Source organism: Pseudomonas sp. LjRoot71, assembly GCF_964253255.1.
Taxonomy (GTDB): domain Bacteria; phylum Pseudomonadota; class Gammaproteobacteria; order Pseudomonadales; family Pseudomonadaceae; genus Aquipseudomonas.
Genome location: NZ_CAXURA020000001.1, coordinates 2,663,577 through 2,683,858 on the forward strand (window position 1 = coordinate 2,663,577; position 20,282 = coordinate 2,683,858).

Consider the following 20,282-nt stretch of genomic DNA (forward strand, 5'->3'; position numbering starts at 1 on the left):
TGGGTAGGGCAGTTGGCGCGGGTTGCAGCTGTTGGTTATTCGCCAATGCTATGCGGGCGTGCGGCCCCAGGCAGGTTGACCACCTTGCCCTGGCGTTGCACCGGGGCAGGGCGGCGCAGGATGCGCAACATGTCGTTGGCTTGCGCCAGTTGCTGCTCCAACTCGCCACTGTAGCGGGCCAGTTGTTGACCGCGTTGGCGCGCCTGCTGGGTTTCCTGAGCCAGGGCCTTGAGCCGCAGCATGTGGGTTTCCAGCAGCTGCTTGTGCTCCAGGGTGTGCTGCATCAGTGGCATCAGTGCATCGCTGGCCCACTGTTCGGCTTCCTGGCGCATGCGCTGGTGCAGGCCGATCACTTCCTGCACCAGGGTGGCGAAGAAGCGTTTGGTTAGGCTGCGCTGTTCGGTCAGCAGGGTTTTCAACTGCAAGCGGAACTGGTCGGCTTTGGTCTGCTGTTGCTTGAGTTCACGCAGGTAGCGGTTGACGTTGAACTGCGGCGCATCGACGCCGTGCAGCGGGTTTTCTTCGTTGTGCCGACGGTAGATGGCCGCGACCATCTTGTTGGCCATGTCGGCTTCCTGGGCCAGGTTGTGCAGGTCCTGCTCCACGCTGCGGAAGAAGTGCAGAATGGCCTGGTTGATGCCCAGGGTGGTCCAGCTGCCGGTGAGGTTTTTGCGTACCTTGTTCAGGTGCTCGTCCAGACGCTCATGACGGGCCGCATGGCGCAGCAGATCGCCCTGGCGTTTAAGCAGACGCTGGTTGGTTTTCAGGCCGAGCAGGCGTTTGTGGTGCTGGCTGTGATCTTCTTTGGTCTTGGCGGTCAGCTCGAAGAGCATCTGGCCGTTGTCATGCTGGTGATTGCTCAGCAGCGCTTGCTGTTCGTTGACCTTTTCCAGGCGCAGGTTGAGTACGTGCTGGCTGTTCTGCAGCAGCCTCAGCACCTGATTGACCACGCGGTCTTCGAGCAGGCGTTCCTTCTGCGCGATGATCCGCTCGCAGAGAAGGTTTTCCAGGTTGTTCATCTGGCTGCGCGCAAGCAGTTCGGTGTCCTTGCGCACCTTGGCCAGCATCGCCTGCTTGGCCGACAACGGCAGCACGTCCTCCACGCGGATACCGAGCTGGCGTGCGGTGCTGGTCTGGATCTGGCGGATGGCATTCTGCACAAAAGCTTCGCCGGCCAGGTCATCCCAGAGCACGTCGATCTTGTTCAGCACGGCGAACAGGCTGGTCTGGGTGTCTTCGTCGAGCTGGCGGATGTGCTGTTGCCACACGGCCATGTCGCTGGCGGTTACGCCGGTGTCGGCGGACAGCAGAAAGATGATTGCCTGGGCGCTGGGCAGCATCGACAGGGTCAGTTCCGGCTCGCTGCCGAGGGCGTTCAGGCCGGGGGTGTCGAGGATGCGCAGGCCCTGACGCAGCAGCGGATGATCGAAGTTGACCATGGCGTGACGCCAGGCCGGTACCAGCACTTCGCCGGGTTTGCTGGTGCTTTCCAGCATATCTGGGTGAAAGCCTAGGGCGATTGCCTGCTCCACTGGCATGGGCTTGGTGCGGGCTACCTGGTTGAAGGCCTGTACCATGTTGTCCGGGTCGCTGAGGTCCAGCGGAATATTTACCCAATGTCGGGGGATGCGCTTGAACTGCGCCACGCTGGCTTCGGCGACACGGGTTTCAATGGGCAGCAGACGGATATAGGAGCGTTCCGAGCGTGGGTCGAAGAACAGCTCGGTGGGGCACATGGTGGTGCGCCCGGCCTGAGACGGCAGCATGCGCTGGCCGTAAGAAGAGAAGAACAGGCTGTTGATCAGTTCAGTCTTGCCGCGCGAGAACTCGCCGACAAAGGCCAGGGTGATGTGGTCGGTGCGCAGCAGTTTCAGCGCGCGCTCAAGCTTGGCTTCCACGGCCTCGGAGTTCAGCCGATTGTTCACCAGCCAGCTGCGGTAGCGGGTGATCTCGCGCATCAGCTCGCGCTTCCAGGCGACGTAGGCATCGACCTGCTGACTGAGACGTTCCATGCTCATCCTGGGCTTTCCTCCGGTTGGCGCATTCATTGTGGGGCGACTGGGGCTTGCGGCACCCAGGTTAAGTCGGGCACAGATTGAACGCTGTCACACAGCAAGCAGGTGCGGCAGATCACGCTTTAAAGCCTGTGGAATTACGCCAGATCCGCGACGTTCGTGGATTAACCTGTTTGGCATTATGCGGGTCGCAGCTATGGCGTCAATTGCATGTCGTCGCACGCCCGCCTTATGGTCGGTCAGAGTGACTGAGCGGTCAGTGCAAGTTCGACGGGCAGTCGTTGTGGTTGTTTGATGCGCACACGCTTCTGGCGGCTCTGTTGGCCGCTTTCCAGGCTGACCTGGCTTTTGCTGACGGCAAACACGCTGGCCAGAAAGGCCAGCAGGTGGGCATTGGCCTTGCCGTCCACAGGAGGGGCCGTGAGACGGATTTTCAGCCGATCACCGTGCAGCCCGGCGAACTCATCACGGCTCGCTTTGGGCTGCAGGTGGCATTCGAGGATCAGGTCGGCGCCGTCCCAGCGAAAGTGGCTCATCTGGCGCTCGCGATCAGATCGCCAGGCTCAGGCCTTTGTACATGCCGGTCATCACCGCCAGGTTGCGGATCACCAGCATGTCGATCAGGTTGAGAATCAGAAAGGCCACGATCGGCGACAGATCCAGCCCGCCCATGCTCGGCAGGATGCGGCGAATTGGCGCGAGCAGCGGCTCGCAGATCTGGTTGATCAGCATGGCCGTCGGGTTATGACTGCCTTGGGCGACCCAGGACAGAATCACGCTGATGATCAGGGCGAAGAAGAACACCTTGAGGAACAGTGCGGTGACGCCAATGATCGACCACACCAGCAGTTGCAGCGGGTTGTCCACGCCATAGCCGAGCAGCATCAAGGTCAGCGCCATCAGTACCAGCTGCACCACGATGGCCAGCACCAGCGAGGCCAGATCAAGCCCGGCGACGCTCGGAATCACCTTGCGCAGTGGTTTCAGCAGCGGATGGGTGGCGCGCACGATGAACTGGCTGAGCGGGTTGTAGAAGTCCGCCCGCACCAGTTGCAGGATAAAGCGCAGCAGAACGATCAGCAGGTACAGGCTGCCGATGGTTTGCAGGATATAAACGGCGGCGGTATCGAGTCCGGTCATGGTCGCTCCTTATTGACCCAGTTGTTCGGCCAGTTCGGCGGAACGCTGGGCGGCGGCGGTGAGGGCTTTTTCGACCAGGGCCTCGAAGCCGTTGGCCTGGAAGGTCTTGATGGCTGCTTCGGTGGTGCCGGCCGGCGAGGTGACGCGGCGGCGCAGTTCGCTGGCGTCAACATCACTGGCCACCGCCATGCGTGCGGCGCCCAGCGCGGTGTGCATGGTCAGCTGGGCTGCGGTGTCGCGTGGCAGGCCGAGCTTCTCGCCAGCGGCGGTCATGGCTTCAATCAGCAGGAAGAAATACGCCGGGCCGCTGCCGGAGACGGCGGTGACGGCATCTATCTGTGCTTCCTGATCCAGCCACAGCGCCAGGCCGACGGCGCTGAGCAGTTGCTCGGCCTGCTGGCGCTGGGCTGGCGAAACCTGGGCATTGCCATACAGACCGCTGACGCCCTGACGCAGTAAGGCTGGGGTGTTGGGCATGCAGCGTACAATGGCGCGCGGGCCGAGCCAGTTTTCCAGGCTGGCGCAGCTGATGCCGGCGGCAATCGATACCACCAGCTGCTGCTCGCCGATATGCGCGGCGAGATCCAGACAGACCTCCTTCATCACCTGTGGCTTGACCGACAGTACGATCACGTCCGCACCCTGGATAGCTTCGGCATTGGCTTCGAAGGTGGCGATGCCGTACTCGGCGCTGATCTTGCTGCGCTGTTCGGCGCCGCGGTCACTGGCGCGAATGGCGATGGCGTCGATGCCCTGGGCACGCAGGCCGCCGATCAGGCTGGCGGCCATATTGCCGGCACCGATAAAGGCAATGCGGGGAGTGGTCATAACGGGCTTCCTTAATAAGGCTGAAGGCAAACTCAATCAGGTCTTGCTGTAATCACGCGCGCCGAATAACGCCGTACCGATACGCACCCAGGTTGCCCCTTCGGCAATCGCCGCTTCCAGGTCATGGCTCATGCCCATGGACAAGGTGTCGAGGCCCAGGTTCAGGCTCTGCTTCAGCTCACGCAGGCGGGCGAAAGCGGCACGTTGCTCGCTGGGGGCATCGGTGGGCTCGGGAATTGTCATCAATCCGCGTAGGCGCAGGTTGGGCAGTTGTGTAACCGCTTGTGCCAGTGCCAGCAGCTCGTCCGGGTGGCAGCCAGACTTGCTGGCTTCACCACTGACATTGACCTGTAAGCAGATGTTCAACGCCGGCAGGTGCGCCGGACGCTGACCAGACAGGCGCTGGGCGATTTTCAGGCGATCCACCGAATGCACCCAGGCGAAGTGCTCTGCGATGGACTTGGTTTTGTTCGATTGGATCGGGCCGATAAAGTGCCAGGTCAGCGCCAGGTCGCTCAATTCGGCCTGCTTTTCCAGGGCTTCCTGCAGGTAGTTTTCGCCGAAATCCTGCACGCCGGCGGCAAAGGCTTCGCGGATCGCGGCGGCGGGTTTGGTTTTGCTCACTGCGAGCAGGCCAACCGCTGCACAATCTCGCTGCGAGGCTTGCGCCGCCTCACGGATGCGCACTCCGACCTTTGCAATATTCTCTGCTATCGTGGACATTACTTGCGCCCGCCGCCTGGGTTTCGCGGCATTCTACCTGCTTGTCTGTCATTAGGGAGTCCCATGGATATCACTGAATTGCTGGCCTTCAGCGCCAAGCAAGGTGCATCGGACCTGCATCTCTCCGCTGGCCTGCCTCCGATGATTCGGGTCGACGGTGATGTTCGCCGGATCAATTTGCCTGCGCTGGACCATAAACAGGTGCATGCGCTGATCTACGACATCATGAACGACAAGCAGCGCAAGGATTTCGAGGAATTCCTCGAAACCGACTTCTCCTTCGAAGTACCGGGCGTGGCGCGTTTCCGGGTCAACGCCTTCAACCAGAACCGCGGTTCTGGCGCGGTATTCCGGACCATTCCGTCTAAAGTGCTGAGCATGGAAGACCTCGGCATGGGCGAGATCTTCCGCAAGATTTCCGATGTGCCGCGCGGTCTGGTGCTGGTTACCGGGCCGACCGGTTCCGGCAAGTCGACCACTCTGGCGGCGATGCTCGACTACATCAACAGCAACAAGTATCACCACATCCTCACCGTCGAAGACCCGATCGAATTCGTTCACGAATCGAAGAAGTGCCTGGTCAACCAGCGTGAAGTGCACCGTGACACCCTGGGCTTCACTGAAGCCCTGCGCTCGGCACTGCGGGAAGACCCGGACATCATTCTGGTCGGTGAGATGCGTGACCTGGAAACCATCCGCCTGGCGCTGACCGCTGCAGAAACCGGTCACCTGGTGTTCGGCACCCTGCACACCACCTCGGCGGCCAAGACCATCGACCGCGTGGTCGACGTGTTTCCGGCGGAGGAGAAATCCATGGTTCGCTCCATGCTCTCCGAATCGCTGCAATCGGTGATTTCGCAGACCCTGCTGAAGAAGATCGGCGGCGGTCGTGTGGCCGCCCACGAAATCATGATCGGCACCCCGGCCATCCGTAACCTGATCCGTGAGGACAAGGTGGCGCAGATGTATTCGGCGATCCAGACCGGTGGTTCGCTGGGCATGCAAACCCTCGACTCCTGCCTGAAAACCCTGGTGTCCAAAGGTATCGTCACGCGCGAAGCTGCGCGGGAAAAAGCCAAAACCCCGGAAAACTTCTAGACCGACAGCACCCAGGTGGTTCCGCCACCGGGTCCACACCAGCGGCAATTCACGCGCCTGCCGCTGGCCTTTGCATAACCGCGTGATGCACATGGGCGAACAACGATGGAATTCGAAAAACTGCTGCGCCTGATGGTGGAAAAGGGCGGCTCCGACCTGTTTATTACCGCTGGCGTGCCACCGTCGATGAAGGTCAACGGCAAGATCATGCCGATCACCAAGACGCCCATGTCGCCGGAGCAGACCCGTGAAACCGTGCATGCGGTGATGAACGAGCAGCAGCGCCGCGACTTTGCCGAGAACCACGAGTGCAACTTCGCCATCAGCGCCCGTGGCGTTGGCCGTTTCCGCGTCAGTGCGTTTTACCAGCGCAACCTGGCCGGTATGGTGCTGCGTCGTATCGAGACCAACATCCCGACGCTGGACGAGCTGAAACTGCCGGAAATCCTCAAGAAGCTGGCCCTGACCAAGCGCGGTCTGGTGCTGTTTGTCGGGGCGACCGGTACCGGTAAGTCGACTTCCCTGGCGGCGATGATCGGTTACCGCAACAAGAACAGCAGCGGCCACATCATTTCCATCGAAGACCCAATCGAATACATCCACCAGCACCAGAGCTGCATCGTCACTCAGCGTGAGGTGGGTATCGACACCGAGTCCTTCGAGGTGGCGCTGAAGAACACCCTGCGCCAGGCACCGGACGTGATTCTCATCGGTGAGGTGCGTACCCGCGAGACCATGGACCATGCCGTGGCCTTCGCCGAAACCGGTCACCTGTGCCTGGCCACACTGCACGCCAACAACGCCAACCAGGCGCTGGACCGCATCATCAACTTCTTCCCCTCCGACCGGCAGAACCAGGTGTGGATGGACCTGTCGCTGAACCTCAAGGCCATCGTCGCCCAGCAACTGATCCCGACCCCGGATGGCAAGGGCCGCCGTGCGGTGATCGAGGTCTTGATTAACACCCCGCTGGCGGCTGACCTGATCCGCAAGGGCGAGGTGCATGAGCTCAAGGCGCTGATGAAACGCTCCACCGAGCAAGGCATGCAGACTTTCGACCAGGCGCTGTACAACCTCTACAGCCAGGGCGAGATCACCTACGAAGATGCGCTGCTGTACGCCGACTCGGCCAACGACCTGCGCCTGATGATCAAGCTCGGTTCGGAAACCGATGGCGACCACCTGAGCAGCATGGCCCAAGGCCTATCGCTGGAAATCAGCGACGAAGAGCCGGGTCGCCGCTTCCGCTGACGTCCGGTACTTGCGCGCCGGTGTGGCGAATACGTTTGCCGCCCTGGCGCGCCACGGCTTCAGCCTGACCATCACGTTGCGCGCCGGCGCGGGCCTGGCTCATCAGTTGCGGGATCAGCGGGCCTTCCGGCAGGTTTTTCCAGAAGCGCACAGGCATGCTGGTTTCCAAGGCGCTGCGATTTAGCCGCGCCGGGTTAAAGGTGCTGCCGTAATAGGCCAGCCACAGCGCTTCTCCCTCATCCTCTGGTGCTTGCGCCAGGCGTTGCCACTCACTCGGGCACGGCCGCTGGTAATGCAGGCGCTGGCCATCCCAATACACGCCGTCATCCGGCGTGGCAATCAGCCAGGTGGTTCGCCCCAGGCGTTCGGCAAAATGCCCGCTGGCACTGGCGAGGATGTCATGGGCCGGTTCGTGCCAGGCCACCAGCTGCGGGCCTTCGGCGTTTTCCGGGCGCGGATGAAAGCGTAAGAAAGCATGCAGGTGATGGGCCTCGCGGCGTATCGCCTTGAGCCGTTTATGCAGTTGGCTGCCGTCAATGTCGCCCGGCAGCATGGCGGCGTGATCGCCCTGAGCAACGCGCCAGAGAATCCGATAGAGCAGGCTCCAGCGATCCTCGACGCGAAAGCGTGCAGCGCTCTGCAGCAGTTCCAGCAGTTGCTTGGGGATTCGCAGTGGCGGTGTCGCGGCTGGTGCATTGTTGGGTACTGGTGCGTGGTCGAATAGCCCGCCACTGTCGCCGTCCGTCAGCCAGGTGATCTGATGCGGCGGCACACGCTGTTGTATCAGGCTTCTGGCGACCTCTCGCCAGCCGGCAAAGCTGCCGTCGAATGAGGCGCTGTGCATTACCACAACGCCATCTGTGCGGGTGTTTCGCTGAGTTGCTGGCGCAGCAACAGGGATTCGCGGCTGGCCTGCAGGGGGCGATAATCCTGGGTGACGATAAAAGGCTTGGCCTTTTCCAGCGCGCAGCGCAGGCGCGTCAGGTCGTCGAAACGAATGCGTTTCTGCCGGCGCAGGGCGACCAGGCGTTTGGCGCTGAGCACGCCGATGCCGGGTACGCGGGCAATCATGGCCGGTTCGGCGCGGTTGAGGTCGACGGGGAAGTGCTCACGGTTGTTCAGCGCCCAGGCCAGTTTCGGGTCGATGTCCAGGGCCAGGTTGCCGGGGCCGTTGAGCAATTCACCCACTTCGAAACCGTAGCCGCGCAGGAGAAAATCGGCCTGATACAAGCGGTGCTCACGTAGCAAGGGCGGCGCTTCAAAGGGCACGGTATTCGGGCTTTGCGGGATCGGGCTGAACGCCGAGTAATACACCCGGCGCAGGCGATAGTTGCCGTAGAGCGAGGCGGCGGTGTGCAGGATGGTGCTGTCATCGGTGGCGTCGGCACCGATGATCATCTGCGTGCTCTGGCCGGCAGGAGCGAAGCGCGGCGCTCGTAGCTCTGCGCGGGCCTCGCTCTCACCCTGATGAATCGAGTGCATGGCCTGCTTGATGGTGCGCACCTGCTTTTCCGGGGCCAGGCGGATCAGGCTGCTTTCGGTGGGCAGTTCGATATTCACACTGAGGCGATCGGCATAACGGCCGGCTTCGGCGATCAGTAGTGGGTCGGCGTCGGGAATGGTCTTGAGGTGGATATAGCCACGGAACTCATGCTCTTCGCGCAGCAGTTTGGCGACACGGATCAGCTGCTCCATGGTGTAGTCGGCCGAGCGGATGATCCCCGAGCTGAGAAACAGCCCGCTGATGCAGTTGCGCTTGTAAAAATCCAGGGTCAGGGCCACCACTTCTTCCGGGGTAAAGCGCGCTCGCGGCACGTCGCTGGAGCGGCGGTTGACGCAGTACTGGCAGTCATACAGGCAGAAGTTGGTCAGCAGGATCTTCAGCAGCGCCACGCAGCGCCCGTCCGGGGTAAAACTGTGGCAAATGCCCATGCCGTTAGTCGAACCAATACCGCTCTTGCCCTTGGAGCTGCGGTTTGGCGCGCCGCTGCTGGCGCAGGAAGCGTCGTACTTGGCGGCGTCGGCGAGTACGGTAAGTTTTTCGATCAGTTGCATGAGAGTGCTCGAATAACTGGTTATGCGTACAGTATTTAGCAATCCAGGGCGGGCATCAAGTATGAGGAAGGTGTTCCGCGCATAGGATTTCCCCGGGCAGCGAACCTTGCGTAGAGTGTGACGTCAAAGCGTTACCAGCCACCAGGAGGCACACTCATGCAGCGACAGGACACGCACAGCAAACTTATCGGTTATCTGCTGTGGATTTTCGGTTTTCTCGGCGCGCACCGTTTCTATTACGGCAAACCAGTGACCGGAACCATCTGGTTCTTCACCTTCGGTCTGCTGTTTATCGGCTGGATCGTCGACCTGTTTCTGATACCGGCGATGGATCGTGAGGCCGATCTGCGCTTTACCGCCGGCGATACCGATTACAACGTCGCCTGGATTCTGCTGACCTTCCTCGGCATCTTCGGTGTGCACCGCATGTACCAAGGCAAGTGGATCACCGGGATCATCTACCTGTTTACCGGTGGCCTGTTCCTACTCGGCGTGCTGTATGACTTCTGGACGTTGAACACCCAGGTGTCGATCAAGAACGCTGAGCGCGCCTGAATCTCAGACAACAAAAGCCCGCCAATTGGCGGGCTTTTGTTGTCTGGCTGATCCATAGCCTGTTTTTAACACCCCAGGGCCGACGCGTAGCAGATCGTAAGTAGGTTCTCAGGCCTGATAGCTGATACGGCCATCCACCAGGGTGTAACGCACGGCACCCGGCAGGCAGTGGCCGATAAACGGGCAGTTGGCACCTTTCGAATACCAGGTCTCGCCGGCCAGGGTGGATGCTTTGGAGTCAAACAGCAGCAGGTCGGCGGCTTCACCTACGCTCAGTTTGCCAGCGGGCAGGCGCAGCGCTTGTGCCGGGCCGGCACTCAGGCGGGCGAGCAGGGTGGGCAGGTCAAGCAGGCCGTCCTGCACCAGGCTCAAGGCCAGCGGCAGCAGCAGCTGTACGCTGCTGATGCCCGGTTCGGTAGCACCGAAGGGCGCCAGTTTGGCGTCACGCTCGTGCGGCTGGTGGTGGCTGGCAATCGCCGAGATTACTCCGCTCTTTACTGCCGCGCGCAGCCCATCACGGTCGGCGGCGGTGCGCAGTGGCGGTTGCACGTGGTACAGGCTGGAGAAGTCGCCAAGTGCCTCATCGGTGAGGATCAGTTGGTACAGCGCCACGTCGGCGGTGACCGGCAGGCCACGGGCCTGGGCGTCGGCGATCAGCTGGGCACTTCGCGCGCTGGTCAGTTGGCTGAAGTGCGCGCGTACGCCGGTCTGCTCGACAAGCAGCAGGTCGCGGGCCAGGGCGACTGTCTCGGCGGTTTCCGGAATGCCCGGCAGGCCGAGGAAGCTGGCGGTCGCGCCTTCGTGCGCCAGACCGCCTTCGGCGAGATCGTGGTCCTGGGAGTGGAAGATCACTGTCAGGTCGAAGGTCGCTGCGTATTCCAGGGCACGGCGCAGGGTGCGGTTATTGCGGAAGCTGTCCAGGCCGTTGCCAAAGGCCACGCAACCGGCGTCGCGCAGGGCAACCAGTTCGGCCAGCTGCTCGCCTTCCAGGCCTTTGCTCAACGCGCCAATCGGGAACACCTTGGTATGCCCGGCTTCGCGGGCGCGGTCGAGGATCAGCTCGGCCACTGCCGGGGTATCCAGCACCGGTTTGGTAAACGGCGGGCAGCACAGGCTGGTCACGCCACCGGCTGCTGCGGCCAGGGTTTCCGTGGCGATGCTGCCTTTGCGGCTGTAACCCGGCTCGCGCAGGGCGACGCTAAGGTCGACCAGTCCAGGCGCGGCAACCAGGCCCTGGGCCTCAATGCTCTGTTCGGCGACGAAACCGGCGGGTGCCTGGCCGATGGCGATAACTTTGCCGCCTTCGATGTACAGATCAGCCTGCTGGTCGAAGCCGCTGCTGGGGTCGATCACCCGGGCTCCGAGGATACGGATACGCATCAGTTCTGCTCCTCGGCATCTTGATTGAGTTGGCGCTGCGCGGTCTGCCCGCTCATGGCCATGGACAGTACAGCCATGCGGATGGCGATGCCGTAGGTGACCTGGTTGAGGATCACCGACTGCGGGCCGTCGGCCACCGCCGATTCGATTTCCACGCCGCGGTTGATCGGGCCTGGGTGCATCACCAGTGCATCCGGCTTGGCCAGTTTCAGGCGCTCTTCGGTGAGGCCGAACAGGCGGTAAAACTCACCTTCGCTGGGCAGCAGGCCGCCGGTCATGCGCTCACGCTGCAGGCGCAGCATGATCACCACGTCGACGTCCTTGAGGCCGGCGGTCATGTCGCTGTAGACGGTCACGCCGTATTGCTCGATTCCGACCGGCAGCAGGGTTTTCGGCGCGATCACGCGAATGTCCGGGCAGCCCAGGGTTTTCAGCGCAAGCATATTCGAGCGCGCTACCCGCGAATGCAGGATATCGCCGACGATGGCTACCGAGAGGTTCTCGAAACCGCCCTTGTGCCGCCGAATCGTCAGCATGTCGAGCATGCCCTGGGTCGGGTGCGCGTGACGGCCGTCGCCGCCGTTGATGATTGCCAGGTTGGGGCACACGTGCTCGGCGATAAAGTGTGCAGCGCCGGAGTCGGCATGGCGCACGACGAAGATGTCGGCGGCCATGGCTTCCAGGTTGCGCAGGGTGTCGAACAGCGTTTCGCCCTTGCTGGTCGAACTGGTCGACACGTTCAGGCTGATCACGTCCGCGGACAGGCGCTGGGCGGCCAGTTCGAAGGTGGTGCGGGTACGTGTGGAGTTCTCGAAGAACACGTTGCACACGGTCTTACCACGCAGCAACGGGACTTTTTTCACCGCACGGGCGCCGACTTCGAGGAAGGAGTCGGCGGTGTCGAGGATTTCCGTCAGCAGCTCGCGCGGCAGGCCGTCGAGGGACAGGAAGTGGCGCAGTTGGCCTTGGTCATTCAGCTGCAGCGGGCGCTTGGCGGCTATGGTCGTCATCTGGCGAGTCTCAGTGGGCAAGCGTCTGGAGTTCGAGGGTCAGCGGCGTTGGGCCGGACAATTTTACCCGTTGATTCGCTGCCAGCGACAGGGTGGCGCCGACCACATCCGGACGGATCGGCAGCTCGCGGGCATTCAGGTCAAGCAGGCTGACCAGGGTCACGCTGGCCGGGCGGCCGTAATCGAACAGTTCATTGAGCGCCGCGCGGATGGTACGACCGCTCATCAGCACATCGTCGATCAGCACCAAGTGCTGGCCTTCAATCTCGAATGGCAGCTCGGACGGTTGCACCTGCGGATGCAGGCCGTTCTGGGTGAAGTCGTCACGGTAGAAGGACACATCGAGAATACCCAGGGAGTCGTCGCGGCCGAGGGCTTCCAGCAAGGCTTGCGCGACCCAGACACCGCCGGTGCGGATGCCGATAAAGCGGGGTTCGCTGATCTGTCGGCTGTTCAGGTGCTGGGTGAGCGCGGCGGCCATTTGCGGCAGCAGGTCGACGGGTGTGGGCAAATGCATGGCAAAACTCCTTGGTGCGGGCTTAGCCCAGGCAATTTTCTTCGAGCCAGCCTTGCAGCAGTAGCGCTGCGGCAATGGCATCGACCGGGCGCTCACGGTAGCCGCCACTTTGTCCTTCGCGCAGGCGCTGGCCCTTGGCCTCAAAAGTGGTCAGGCGTTCGTCGTGGGTGTGCACGGGCAGGTTGAAGCGGCCGTTAAGGCGCCGGGCGAATTTTTCCGCGCGCTCGCTCATCTCGCTTTTCGTGCCATCCATATTCAGCGGCAGGCCAACGACGATGGCGTCAGGTTGCCACTCCTTGATTAGCGCTTCGACTTTCTGCCAGTCCGGCACGCCGTTCTGCGCCTTGAGGATGCACAGCTCGCGGGCTTGGCCGGTGATCACCTGGCCGACGGCAACGCCGATCTGTTTGCTGCCGTAATCGAAGCCCAGTAGCAGGCGCAGTGGTTTTGCCTCGACCATCAGGCGTGCCCGGCTTGTGAGGTGAGCAAGCTGAGATTGACCCCCAGGCGCGCGGCAGCGGCGTTCAGGCGCTGGTCGAAAGGCAGGTCGAAAAGGATGGTGTGGTCAGCCGGGCAGGTCAGCCAGGCGTTGTCGGCCAGCTCAGCTTCCAGCTGCCCGGCTTCCCAGCCGGCATAGCCGAGGGTGATCAGGTATTTTTCCGGGCCAGTGCCATCGGCGATGGCGAACAGTACGTCCTGCGAGGTCGACAGGCCCAGTTCACCCAACTCCAGGGTGGCCTGAAACTGCGGGCCGCTGGGGTGCAGGACGAAACCGCGATCGGTCTGCACCGGGCCGCCAGTAAAGATCGGCAGGCTCTGGCAGAGCACGGGCGGCTCTTCGTCGGGGCGCAGTTGTTCCAGCACGTCGGCCAGGTTGAGGCCGTTGGGCTTGTTGATCACCAGGCCCATGGCGCCGTGTTCGTTGTGATCAATCAGGTAGGTAACGGTTTGCGCAAAATTCGGATCGGCCATGTGTGGCATGGCGATCAGGAAGTGATGTTTGAGGTAGCTGGGGCTGGCGTCTTTCATGGCGTTAGTTTGGAGCTTCAAGCTGCAAGCCTCAAGCGTCGTGCACAGATTCAGTTGCTCGACAGGCGGTCGCCGCGCTCGAAACGCCAGGTACGAATGATTTCCAAGCGGTCGACGTCGGCCAAGTCACCGGTAAACGGGGCGAACGGTGCAGCCAGGCGAACGATGCGCAGTGCGGCCTGGTCGAGTAGGCGCTGGCCGGAGGACTCCAGTACCTGCACTTCGTACAGGGTGCCGTCACGGTTGATCGACACCAGCAGGCGCAGGCTTCCGTAGATACCCTGGCGGCGTGCTTCATCCGGGTAATTCAGGTTGCCGACGCGCTCAACCTTCTTGCGCCATTCATCTTTGTACCAGGCGCCTTTGTCGCGCATGGTCGAGGCGGCGTTGAGGCGGTGGATCTTCGGTCGCTTGGCGTATTGCTGAACTTCCTGGGCCAGTTCGGCTTCCAGGCTGGCGATCTCCGACGACAACTGGGCGCTGTCAAACACCGGCGCCGGACGTGCTTGCGGGGTGGGCTTGGCTTCTTCGCGCTTGACCGGGGTTTTCTGCTGCTGTGGGGCGCGGGTGGCGACGGCAGCCTTGGGGGCTTGCTGCTGTGCGGCAGGTTGTTGTGGGGCTGCAGGTGGCGTAACGCGCTTGACTTCGCTGTCCTGAAACAGCGCTTGTTCAGTGGTTTTCGGCGCCGCCTTGTGTTCCAGAGTGCCGCTGCCTTGCTGGTTGTTCTGGGCGAGGAAGTCGGCCTCTTTGGGCTTTTCCTCACTCTTGAAGGTGGACAGGGTGATTTCCAGGGTTTTGCTGATCTGGCTTGGCTCGGCCAGGGTAAAGCCCAGGCCGAGGATCAGCGCGGCATGCAACACCGCAGCGAGGAACAGGGTAAAGCCCAGCCGATCCGCCGGCTGTACGCCGGTTCGGGAAAGTTCAGGGAATTGGGCGGCTGCGTTCATCGCATATCGGGTCTGCTCAGGTTGCCGCGCAGTCTGCCGAGGGCGCATGGAAAAGTCTATGAAGCACTGCGCGCATTGAGCTTCTCGGCAATCTTGTCCATCAGGCGTTCACCAATGCGTGTGTCGAAGGCTGCGTCGATTTCGCGGATGCAGGTCGGGCTGGTGACGTTGATTTCGGTCAGGTGCTCGCCGATGACGTCCAGGCCGACGAACAGCAGGCCTTTTTCGCGCAAGGTCGGGCCGACGGCGGCGGCGATTTCGCGGTCGCGCTCGCTCAGTGGGCGGGCTTCGCCGCGTCCGCCGGCGGCCAGGTTGCCACGGGTTTCCCCAGCCGCTGGGATACGTGCCAGGCAGTAGGGCACCGGCTCGCCGTCAATCATCAGAATGCGCTTGTCGCCATCCTTGATCGCCGGCAGGTAACCCTGGGCCATGATCTGCTGCTGGCCGTGGTTGGTCAGCGTCTCGAGAATCACCGAGAGGTTGGGATCGCCCTCGCGGTGACGAAATATCATCGATCCGCCCATGCCATCGAGGGGTTTGAGAATGATGTCACGCTGCTCTTTGGCAAACTCGCGCAGAATGTCGGCCCTACGGCTGACTACAGTCGGCGGTGTGTATTGGCTGAACTGGGTAGCAAAGTATTTCTCATTGCAGTCGCGCAGGCTCTGCGGGCGGTTGACCACCAGCACCCCAGCCTGCTCGGCTTGTTCCAGCAGGTAAGTGGAGTAGACGAACTCGTTGTCGAAGGGCGGATCCTTGCGCATCAGGATCACGTCCAGCTCGCTCAGGGCGATGTCCTGTTCGGCGCCGAGTTCGAACCAGCGCTGCGGATCGCTGAATACGCTAAGCTCTGAAAGTCGAGCGCGGGCTTGGCCTTTGCTCTGGTAAAGGTCTTTCTGCTCCATATAGAAGAGAGACCAGCCGCGTGCCTGGGCAGCAAGCAGCATGGCCAGCGAGCTGTCCTTCTTGAAACTGATCTGGGCGATGGGGTCCATGACAATGCCGATGCGGACGCTCATGGCGATGTTCTCCGTATAAATGGCAGCGGTTTAGGTGGGCTGCGACTGTGATGTGGCGTCAGGGTGGCGCTGGCAGGTCGGGTGGTCAAGGAAAAACCTTGGCCCCGCGCGGCTTATAGATTGCATCAGGAGAGTGTGCTAAAAAGGCCCGACGATTGGGTTGTAGCCCATCGGTGACAGGGCCTCAGGCGCACTGATATAACGCAAAAATAACGACTCACCGAGGCGATGGTAGGGCAAACATGGAACAGCATTCCGAGGGTTTGAGGGTGATGGTGATCGACGATTCGAAAACGATTCGTCGTACCGCGGAAACCCTGCTGAAAAAGGTGGGCTGCGAGGTAATTACCGCAGTTGACGGCTTCGATGCCTTGGCAAAGATCGCCGATACCCATCCGAACATCATTTTTGTCGACATCATGATGCCGCGGCTCGATGGCTATCAAACCTGTGCCTTGATCAAGAACAACAGCGCTTTCAAATCCACTCCGGTGATCATGCTGTCCTCCAAGGACGGCCTGTTCGATAAAGCCAAGGGGCGCATCGTCGGCTCTGATCAATACCTGACTAAGCCCTTCAGCAAAGAAGAGCTGCTCGGTGCGATCAAAGCTCATGTGCCTGACTTTACGCCGGTTGAACAAGCGTCCTGACGCCTGGCTGAATAGCTGAGCGCCTTTTTAAAGTATTGGGAAACACCATGGCTCGAATTCTGATTGTTGATGACTCGCCGACTGAAATGTACAAACTGACTGCCATGCTGGAAAAGCACGGCCATCAGGTACTCAAAGCGGAAAATGGTGCCGACGGCGTTGCCCTGGCGCGCCAGGAAAAACCTGATGCCGTGCTGATGGACATCGTCATGCCTGGCCTCAATGGCTTTCAGGCCACTCGTCAGCTGACCAAAGATGCTGACACCAGCCATATCCCGGTGATCATCGTCACCACCAAGGATCAGGAAACCGACAAGGTCTGGGGCAAGCGCCAGGGCGCGAAGGATTACCTGACCAAGCCGGTTGATGAAGAAACCCTGGTTAAAACCTTGAATGCGGTATTAGCCGGCTAATACCTGGTTTGTCCGCAATTAAAAAAGAATAAGGCCGCAGCTGGCATGTCGGACGCGCAAACACCTTTTCAGACTCTTCAGGATATCGACAGGCTCTGTCGCTCACTGGCTGCTGGCTTGCCTTCGCAGCAGGCAGTGGTGCAGACCTGGAGCGGTATCGGCTTTCGCATGGGCGAGCGTTTCTTCGTCGCGCCGATGGGAGAAGTGGGCGAGGTGCTGCATGAGCCGCGGCACACTTTGCTGCCTGGCGTGAAAAGCTGGGTCAAGGGCGTGGCCAACGTGCGGGGCCGTTTGTTGCCAGTGATGGACCTGTGCGGCTTCTTCGGCAATGAACTGTCGCCGCTGCGCAAGAAGCGCCGTGTGCTGGTGGTTGATCACCAAGACGTATTTGCCGGCCTGACCGTCGATGAAGTATTCGGCATGCAGCATTTTCCTGTGGATACCTTCTCCGAGCAGCTGCCGCCGCTCGAGGCGTCCATAGCACCCTTTATCCACGGAGTCTTTCAACGTGAACAGCCCTGGTTGGTGTTCAGCCCACACGCGCTGGCCCAGAACCCGGGTTTTCTCGACGTGGCGTATTAACAGTTTATCGGTGGGGTCGGCATTGCCGGCCTTTTGGCGTTACATGGGAACCGTAGTGCGGTCGGTCCAGGCGGGGGCCAGTAAATGAAAAAACTAAATGCAGGTAATTTGTTAGCAGGTGCGCGCAGTAGCACATTGATCGCAGGGCTGTTTATTGTCCTGATCGTTTCGATCGTGCTGTTGTTCGCCAACTTCGCCTACATCAACACGCAATCCAACTACGACACGGAGTACATCGGTCACGCCGGTGAGCTGCGCGTACTGTCCCAGCGTATTGCGAAAAACTCCACGGAAGCGGCAGCCGGTACGGCCGAAGCCTTCGGCTTGCTGCGCGATGCGCGCAACGACTTCCAGGCACGTTGGGGTTACCTGACTGACGGTAACGAAACCACCGGCCTGCCAGCGGCACCTGAGTCACTGCAAGCACAGATGGCCGTGGTGCAGCAGGACTGGGACACCCTGCGGCAGAACACTGACGCCATTCTGGCGAACGAACAGACCGTACTGTCGCTGCACCAGGTAGCGGCCACCCTGGCGGAAACCATTCCGCAACTGCAGGTCGAGTACGAGGAAGTGGTCGATATCCTGCTGGAGAGCGGTGCTCCCGCTGCCCAGGTGTCGGTTGCCCAGCGCCAATCGCTGCTGGCAGAACGTATCCTTGGTTCGGTGAACAAGGTACTGGCCGGTGACCAGGATTCGGTACAGGCCGCTGACATGTTCGGTCGCGACGCCAGCCTGTTCGGCCGCGTACTGGCCGCGATGCTGGAAGGCAACGCCGCCATGGAAATCTCCAAGGTGACCGACGAGGAAGCCCTCGAACGTCTGGCGGAAATTTCCGAACTGTTCGAATTCGTATCCGGTTCGGTGGACGAGATTCTCGAAACTTCGCCGGAACTGTTTCAGGTGCGTGAATCGGCGAACGTCATCTTCACCGTATCCCAGACCCTGCTGGACAAGGCTTCTGATCTGGCTGTCGGCTTTGATGACCTGGCCACCGGTCGTGCCATCAACACCCTGTTCGGTTATGTACTGGGCGCACTGGCGCTGGGTTCGATCATCCTCATCGGTCTGGTGATGGTGCGTGAAACCAACCGCCGTCTGGCCTCCACCGCCGAGAAGAACGAACGTAACCAGTCGGCGATTCTGCGACTGCTCGACGAAATCGCCGACCTCGCCGACGGTGACTTGACGGTAGCCGCGACGGTAACCGAGGACTTCACCGGTGCCATCGCTGACTCCATCAACTACTCCATCGACCAACTGCGTGACCTGGTAGCCACCATTAACCTGACCGCCGTTCAGGTAGCCGGTGCTGCTCAGGAAACCCAGGCTACGGCGATGCACCTGGCCGAAGCTTCCGAGCACCAGGCCCAGGAAATTGCCGGTGCTTCTGCGGCGATCAACGAAATGGCTGTGTCGATTGACCAGGTATCGGCGAACGCCTCGGAGTCCTCCGCGGTAGCGGAACGTTCCGTAGCCATCGCCAACAAAGGCAACGAAGTCGTACACAACACCATCACCGGCATGGATAACATCCGTGAGCAGATCCAGGACACCTCGAAGCGGATTAAACGCCTCGGTGAATCGTCCCAGGAGATCGGTGACATTGTTAGCCTGATTAACGACATTGCTGACCAGACCAACATCCTCGCACTGAACGCCGCGATCCAGGCCTCCATGGCCGGTGACGCAGGCCGAGGCTTCGCCGTGGTAGCGGACGAAGTACAACGCCTCGCAGAACGTTCGTCTGCCGCAACCAAGCAGATCGAGGCGCTGGTTAAGACGATTCAGACCGACACCAACGAAGCCGTTATCTCGATGGAGCAGACGACCTCCGAAGTGGTACGCGGTGCTCGTCTGGCGCAGGACGCCGGGGTTGCACTGGAAGAGATCGAGAAGGTATCCAAGACCCTCGCGGCTTTGATTCAGAACATCTCCAACGCTGCTCGCCAGCAGGCATCGTCTGCTGGCCACATTTCCAACACGATGAACGTGATTCAGGAAATCACCTCGCAAACCTCGTCCGGTACCACTGCCACCGCCAAGAGCATTGGTAACCTGGCCAAGATGGCCAGTGAAATGCGCAAGTCGGTATCCGGCTTTACCCTGCCGGGTGGGGAACAGGCTTAACCAGGTGCTGGGTGGCAGGCTGAAAGGCCTGTCGTCCAAGGGCTATGGCCGTGAGCGAGGGGCACGACATGCAGTCAGGCGTCTGGGCCTTGCAGCCTTTGGCAGACATGACAGCTACGGAGTTTCGTGACTGGCAGGTGTTGCTTGAGGAGCGTACCGGGGTCGTTCTCAATGAGCGGCGGCGGGCGTTTTTGCAGACCAATCTGAGCGTGCGGATGCGCGAGCTGGGTGTCATGGACTATGCCGCGTACTACCGGCAGGTCACCGATGGGCCGCGTGGTGCGGTGGAATGGTCGACGCTGCTGGATCGCTTGACGGTTCAGGAAACCCGCTTCTTTCGCCACCGCGCGTCTTTTGACGTGCTGGAAAGCTACCTGCGTGAGCGTCTGCAGCAAGGTATGACGCAACCCTGGGAGCTGTGGAGCGTTGGTTGTGCCAGTGGTGAAGAGCCGTATTCGCTGGCCATCAGCGCCGCCGAAGTGCTGCGCGACACGCAACACCCTGATTATTTTGGTGTGACGGGTACCGATATCAGTCTCAATGCCCTGAGTAAGGCGCGGGATGGGCAATACGGTGCGCGCCGCCTGGAGTTGTTGGACAGTGACCTGTGCCAGCGTTATTTCCTGGCCCAGGACGATGGACGTTTCAAAGTGGTGCCGACCCTGGCCGCACGTGTGTGTTGTGCGCGGTTGAATGTGCTGGAACTGGCCAAGGCCCCCATGTCCGGTATGGACGTTATTTTTTGTCAGAACTTGCTGATCTATTTTCGTCGCTGGCGTCGCCGCGAGATCCTCAACCGCCTGGCCGAGCGCCTGGTGCCTGGAGGCTTGCTGGTGGTTGGAGTGGGCGAAGTGGCGGGTTGGCAACATCCGGAGTTGATCCCGGTGGCCGACGAGCGAGTTCTGGCGTTTACCCGCAAGGGATAAGGCAGAAGAGCCAA

General features: G+C 61.1%; 22 protein-coding genes. 8 read left to right on the plus strand and 14 right to left on the minus strand.

The window, feature by feature from the left end; translation table 11 throughout:
- Positions 1–35: 35 nt before the first annotated feature.
- The 5 genes from ACSQ17_RS12630 to ACSQ17_RS12650 form a co-directional block, all read right to left on the minus strand.
- A complete protein-coding gene (locus tag ACSQ17_RS12630; protein WP_436068996.1) occupies positions 36–2,018 on the minus strand; it encodes a dynamin family protein in 1,983 nt (660 codons plus the stop codon).
- A 236-nt stretch (positions 2,019–2,254) separates the two neighbouring features.
- Positions 2,255–2,551, minus strand: coding sequence for a DUF167 domain-containing protein (locus tag ACSQ17_RS12635; protein ID WP_436068998.1), 297 nt, complete (start codon positions 2,549–2,551; stop codon positions 2,255–2,257).
- A 13-nt stretch (positions 2,552–2,564) separates the two neighbouring features.
- Positions 2,565–3,155, minus strand: a complete 591-nt coding sequence (locus ACSQ17_RS12640; RefSeq protein WP_436069000.1) for a YggT family protein — start codon at positions 3,153–3,155, stop codon at positions 2,565–2,567.
- Positions 3,156–3,164: 9 nt separating this feature from the next.
- Positions 3,165–3,983: a pyrroline-5-carboxylate reductase gene (proC, locus tag ACSQ17_RS12645; RefSeq protein ID WP_436069002.1), complete on the minus strand. Its 819-nt coding sequence runs from the start codon at positions 3,981–3,983 to the stop codon at positions 3,165–3,167.
- Between the two features lie 36 nt (positions 3,984–4,019).
- Positions 4,020–4,706: a YggS family pyridoxal phosphate-dependent enzyme gene (locus tag ACSQ17_RS12650; RefSeq protein WP_436069004.1), complete on the minus strand. Its 687-nt coding sequence runs from the start codon at positions 4,704–4,706 to the stop codon at positions 4,020–4,022.
- A gap of 63 nt (positions 4,707–4,769) precedes the next feature.
- Between ACSQ17_RS12650 and ACSQ17_RS12655 the strand changes: the two genes are divergently transcribed.
- Entirely contained in the window at positions 4,770–5,804 is a 1,035-nt protein-coding gene (locus tag ACSQ17_RS12655; RefSeq protein WP_233683396.1) for a type IV pilus twitching motility protein PilT, read from the plus strand.
- Between the two features lie 105 nt (positions 5,805–5,909).
- Positions 5,910–7,055 (plus strand): PilT/PilU family type 4a pilus ATPase, encoded by a 1,146-nt coding sequence (locus ACSQ17_RS12660; RefSeq protein ID WP_233683397.1) that lies wholly within the window; start codon positions 5,910–5,912, stop codon positions 7,053–7,055.
- Here ACSQ17_RS12660 and ACSQ17_RS12665 read toward each other — a convergent pair.
- Positions 7,021–7,899 (minus strand): TIGR03915 family putative DNA repair protein, encoded by an 879-nt coding sequence (locus ACSQ17_RS12665; protein WP_436069007.1) that lies wholly within the window; start codon positions 7,897–7,899, stop codon positions 7,021–7,023. The two genes, ACSQ17_RS12660 and ACSQ17_RS12665, sit on opposite strands and share 35 nt — an antisense overlap.
- Positions 7,899–9,110 carry a putative DNA modification/repair radical SAM protein gene (locus ACSQ17_RS12670; protein WP_436069009.1) on the minus strand — a complete coding sequence of 404 codons (1,212 nt, stop codon included), beginning with the start codon at positions 9,108–9,110 and terminating at the stop codon, positions 7,899–7,901. Before ACSQ17_RS12670 ends, ACSQ17_RS12665 begins: the two co-directional genes overlap by 1 nt.
- 156 nt (positions 9,111–9,266) lie before the next feature.
- Here ACSQ17_RS12670 and ACSQ17_RS12675 point away from each other — a divergent pair, with 156 nt between their 5' ends.
- The gene (locus tag ACSQ17_RS12675; RefSeq protein WP_233683400.1) at positions 9,267–9,665 is read left to right on the plus strand and encodes an NINE protein; all 399 of its coding nucleotides are present in this window, start codon (positions 9,267–9,269) and stop codon (positions 9,663–9,665) included.
- Between the two features lie 108 nt (positions 9,666–9,773).
- Here ACSQ17_RS12675 and ACSQ17_RS12680 read toward each other — a convergent pair whose 3' ends face one another.
- The 7 genes from ACSQ17_RS12680 to gshB are packed head-to-tail and all read right to left on the minus strand — an operon-like array spanning position 9,774 to position 15,567.
- Positions 9,774–11,045, minus strand: a complete 1,272-nt coding sequence (locus ACSQ17_RS12680; protein WP_436069011.1) for a dihydroorotase — start codon at positions 11,043–11,045, stop codon at positions 9,774–9,776.
- On the minus strand, positions 11,045–12,055 hold the full coding sequence (locus ACSQ17_RS12685) for an aspartate carbamoyltransferase catalytic subunit (protein WP_436069013.1): 1,011 nt from the start codon (positions 12,053–12,055) through the stop codon (positions 11,045–11,047). The genes ACSQ17_RS12680 and ACSQ17_RS12685 overlap by 1 nt, the downstream gene beginning before the upstream one ends.
- Positions 12,056–12,065: 10 nt before the next feature.
- The gene (gene pyrR, locus ACSQ17_RS12690; RefSeq protein WP_436069015.1) at positions 12,066–12,572 is read right to left on the minus strand and encodes a bifunctional pyr operon transcriptional regulator/uracil phosphoribosyltransferase PyrR; all 507 of its coding nucleotides are present in this window, start codon (positions 12,570–12,572) and stop codon (positions 12,066–12,068) included.
- Between the two features lie 22 nt (positions 12,573–12,594).
- Complete coding sequence (gene ruvX / locus ACSQ17_RS12695; RefSeq protein WP_436069017.1) at positions 12,595–13,032, minus strand: Holliday junction resolvase RuvX; 438 nt, start codon at positions 13,030–13,032, stop codon at positions 12,595–12,597.
- The gene (locus ACSQ17_RS12700; RefSeq protein WP_436070470.1) at positions 13,032–13,601 is read right to left on the minus strand and encodes a YqgE/AlgH family protein; all 570 of its coding nucleotides are present in this window, start codon (positions 13,599–13,601) and stop codon (positions 13,032–13,034) included. Before ACSQ17_RS12700 ends, ruvX begins: the two co-directional genes overlap by 1 nt.
- Before the next feature lie 50 nt (positions 13,602–13,651).
- Positions 13,652–14,548, minus strand: coding sequence for an energy transducer TonB (locus ACSQ17_RS12705; RefSeq protein WP_436069019.1), 897 nt, complete (start codon positions 14,546–14,548; stop codon positions 13,652–13,654).
- Positions 14,549–14,604: 56 nt separating this feature from the next.
- Complete coding sequence (gshB, locus tag ACSQ17_RS12710) at positions 14,605–15,567, minus strand: glutathione synthase (RefSeq protein ID WP_436069021.1); 963 nt, start codon at positions 15,565–15,567, stop codon at positions 14,605–14,607.
- 242 nt (positions 15,568–15,809) lie between these two features.
- Between gshB and pilG the strand changes: the two genes are divergently transcribed.
- From pilG to ACSQ17_RS12735, 5 genes are all read left to right on the plus strand, one after another.
- The gene (gene pilG / locus ACSQ17_RS12715) at positions 15,810–16,217 is read left to right on the plus strand and encodes a twitching motility response regulator PilG (RefSeq protein WP_108094981.1); all 408 of its coding nucleotides are present in this window, start codon (positions 15,810–15,812) and stop codon (positions 16,215–16,217) included.
- A 47-nt stretch (positions 16,218–16,264) separates the two neighbouring features.
- Positions 16,265–16,630 (plus strand): twitching motility response regulator PilH, encoded by a 366-nt coding sequence (pilH, locus tag ACSQ17_RS12720; RefSeq protein WP_108485952.1) that lies wholly within the window; start codon positions 16,265–16,267, stop codon positions 16,628–16,630.
- 45 nt (positions 16,631–16,675) lie between these two features.
- Positions 16,676–17,212 (plus strand): chemotaxis protein CheW, encoded by a 537-nt coding sequence (locus ACSQ17_RS12725; protein ID WP_233683408.1) that lies wholly within the window; start codon positions 16,676–16,678, stop codon positions 17,210–17,212.
- An 84-nt stretch (positions 17,213–17,296) separates the two neighbouring features.
- The gene (locus ACSQ17_RS12730; protein WP_436069025.1) at positions 17,297–19,342 is read left to right on the plus strand and encodes a methyl-accepting chemotaxis protein; all 2,046 of its coding nucleotides are present in this window, start codon (positions 17,297–17,299) and stop codon (positions 19,340–19,342) included.
- A gap of 68 nt (positions 19,343–19,410) precedes the next feature.
- Positions 19,411–20,268: a CheR family methyltransferase gene (locus ACSQ17_RS12735; protein WP_436069027.1), complete on the plus strand. Its 858-nt coding sequence runs from the start codon at positions 19,411–19,413 to the stop codon at positions 20,266–20,268.
- Positions 20,269–20,282: the final 14 nt, after the last annotated feature.

Coding starts and splice junctions, on each gene's coding strand:
- ACSQ17_RS12630 (WP_436068996.1), bottom strand. CDS start 2,018: ATGAGCATGGAACGTCTCAGTCAGCAGGTCGATGCCTACGTCGCCTGG.
- ACSQ17_RS12635 (WP_436068998.1), bottom strand. CDS start 2,551: ATGAGCCACTTTCGCTGGGACGGCGCCGACCTGATCCTCGAATGCCAC.
- ACSQ17_RS12640 (WP_436069000.1), bottom strand. CDS start 3,155: ATGACCGGACTCGATACCGCCGCCGTTTATATCCTGCAAACCATCGGC.
- proC (WP_436069002.1), bottom strand. CDS start 3,983: ATGACCACTCCCCGCATTGCCTTTATCGGTGCCGGCAATATGGCCGCC.
- ACSQ17_RS12650 (WP_436069004.1), bottom strand. CDS start 4,706: ATGTCCACGATAGCAGAGAATATTGCAAAGGTCGGAGTGCGCATCCGT.
- ACSQ17_RS12655 (WP_233683396.1), top strand. CDS start 4,770: ATGGATATCACTGAATTGCTGGCCTTCAGCGCCAAGCAAGGTGCATCG.
- ACSQ17_RS12660 (WP_233683397.1), top strand. CDS start 5,910: ATGGAATTCGAAAAACTGCTGCGCCTGATGGTGGAAAAGGGCGGCTCC.
- ACSQ17_RS12665 (WP_436069007.1), bottom strand. CDS start 7,899: ATGCACAGCGCCTCATTCGACGGCAGCTTTGCCGGCTGGCGAGAGGTC.
- ACSQ17_RS12670 (WP_436069009.1), bottom strand. CDS start 9,110: ATGCAACTGATCGAAAAACTTACCGTACTCGCCGACGCCGCCAAGTAC.
- ACSQ17_RS12675 (WP_233683400.1), top strand. CDS start 9,267: ATGCAGCGACAGGACACGCACAGCAAACTTATCGGTTATCTGCTGTGG.
- ACSQ17_RS12680 (WP_436069011.1), bottom strand. CDS start 11,045: ATGCGTATCCGTATCCTCGGAGCCCGGGTGATCGACCCCAGCAGCGGC.
- ACSQ17_RS12685 (WP_436069013.1), bottom strand. CDS start 12,055: ATGACGACCATAGCCGCCAAGCGCCCGCTGCAGCTGAATGACCAAGGC.
- pyrR (WP_436069015.1), bottom strand. CDS start 12,572: ATGCATTTGCCCACACCCGTCGACCTGCTGCCGCAAATGGCCGCCGCG.
- ruvX (WP_436069017.1), bottom strand. CDS start 13,032: ATGGTCGAGGCAAAACCACTGCGCCTGCTACTGGGCTTCGATTACGGC.
- ACSQ17_RS12700 (WP_436070470.1), bottom strand. CDS start 13,601: ATGAAAGACGCCAGCCCCAGCTACCTCAAACATCACTTCCTGATCGCC.
- ACSQ17_RS12705 (WP_436069019.1), bottom strand. CDS start 14,548: ATGAACGCAGCCGCCCAATTCCCTGAACTTTCCCGAACCGGCGTACAG.
- gshB (WP_436069021.1), bottom strand. CDS start 15,567: ATGAGCGTCCGCATCGGCATTGTCATGGACCCCATCGCCCAGATCAGT.
- pilG (WP_108094981.1), top strand. CDS start 15,810: ATGGAACAGCATTCCGAGGGTTTGAGGGTGATGGTGATCGACGATTCG.
- pilH (WP_108485952.1), top strand. CDS start 16,265: ATGGCTCGAATTCTGATTGTTGATGACTCGCCGACTGAAATGTACAAA.
- ACSQ17_RS12725 (WP_233683408.1), top strand. CDS start 16,676: ATGTCGGACGCGCAAACACCTTTTCAGACTCTTCAGGATATCGACAGG.
- ACSQ17_RS12730 (WP_436069025.1), top strand. CDS start 17,297: ATGAAAAAACTAAATGCAGGTAATTTGTTAGCAGGTGCGCGCAGTAGC.
- ACSQ17_RS12735 (WP_436069027.1), top strand. CDS start 19,411: ATGCAGTCAGGCGTCTGGGCCTTGCAGCCTTTGGCAGACATGACAGCT.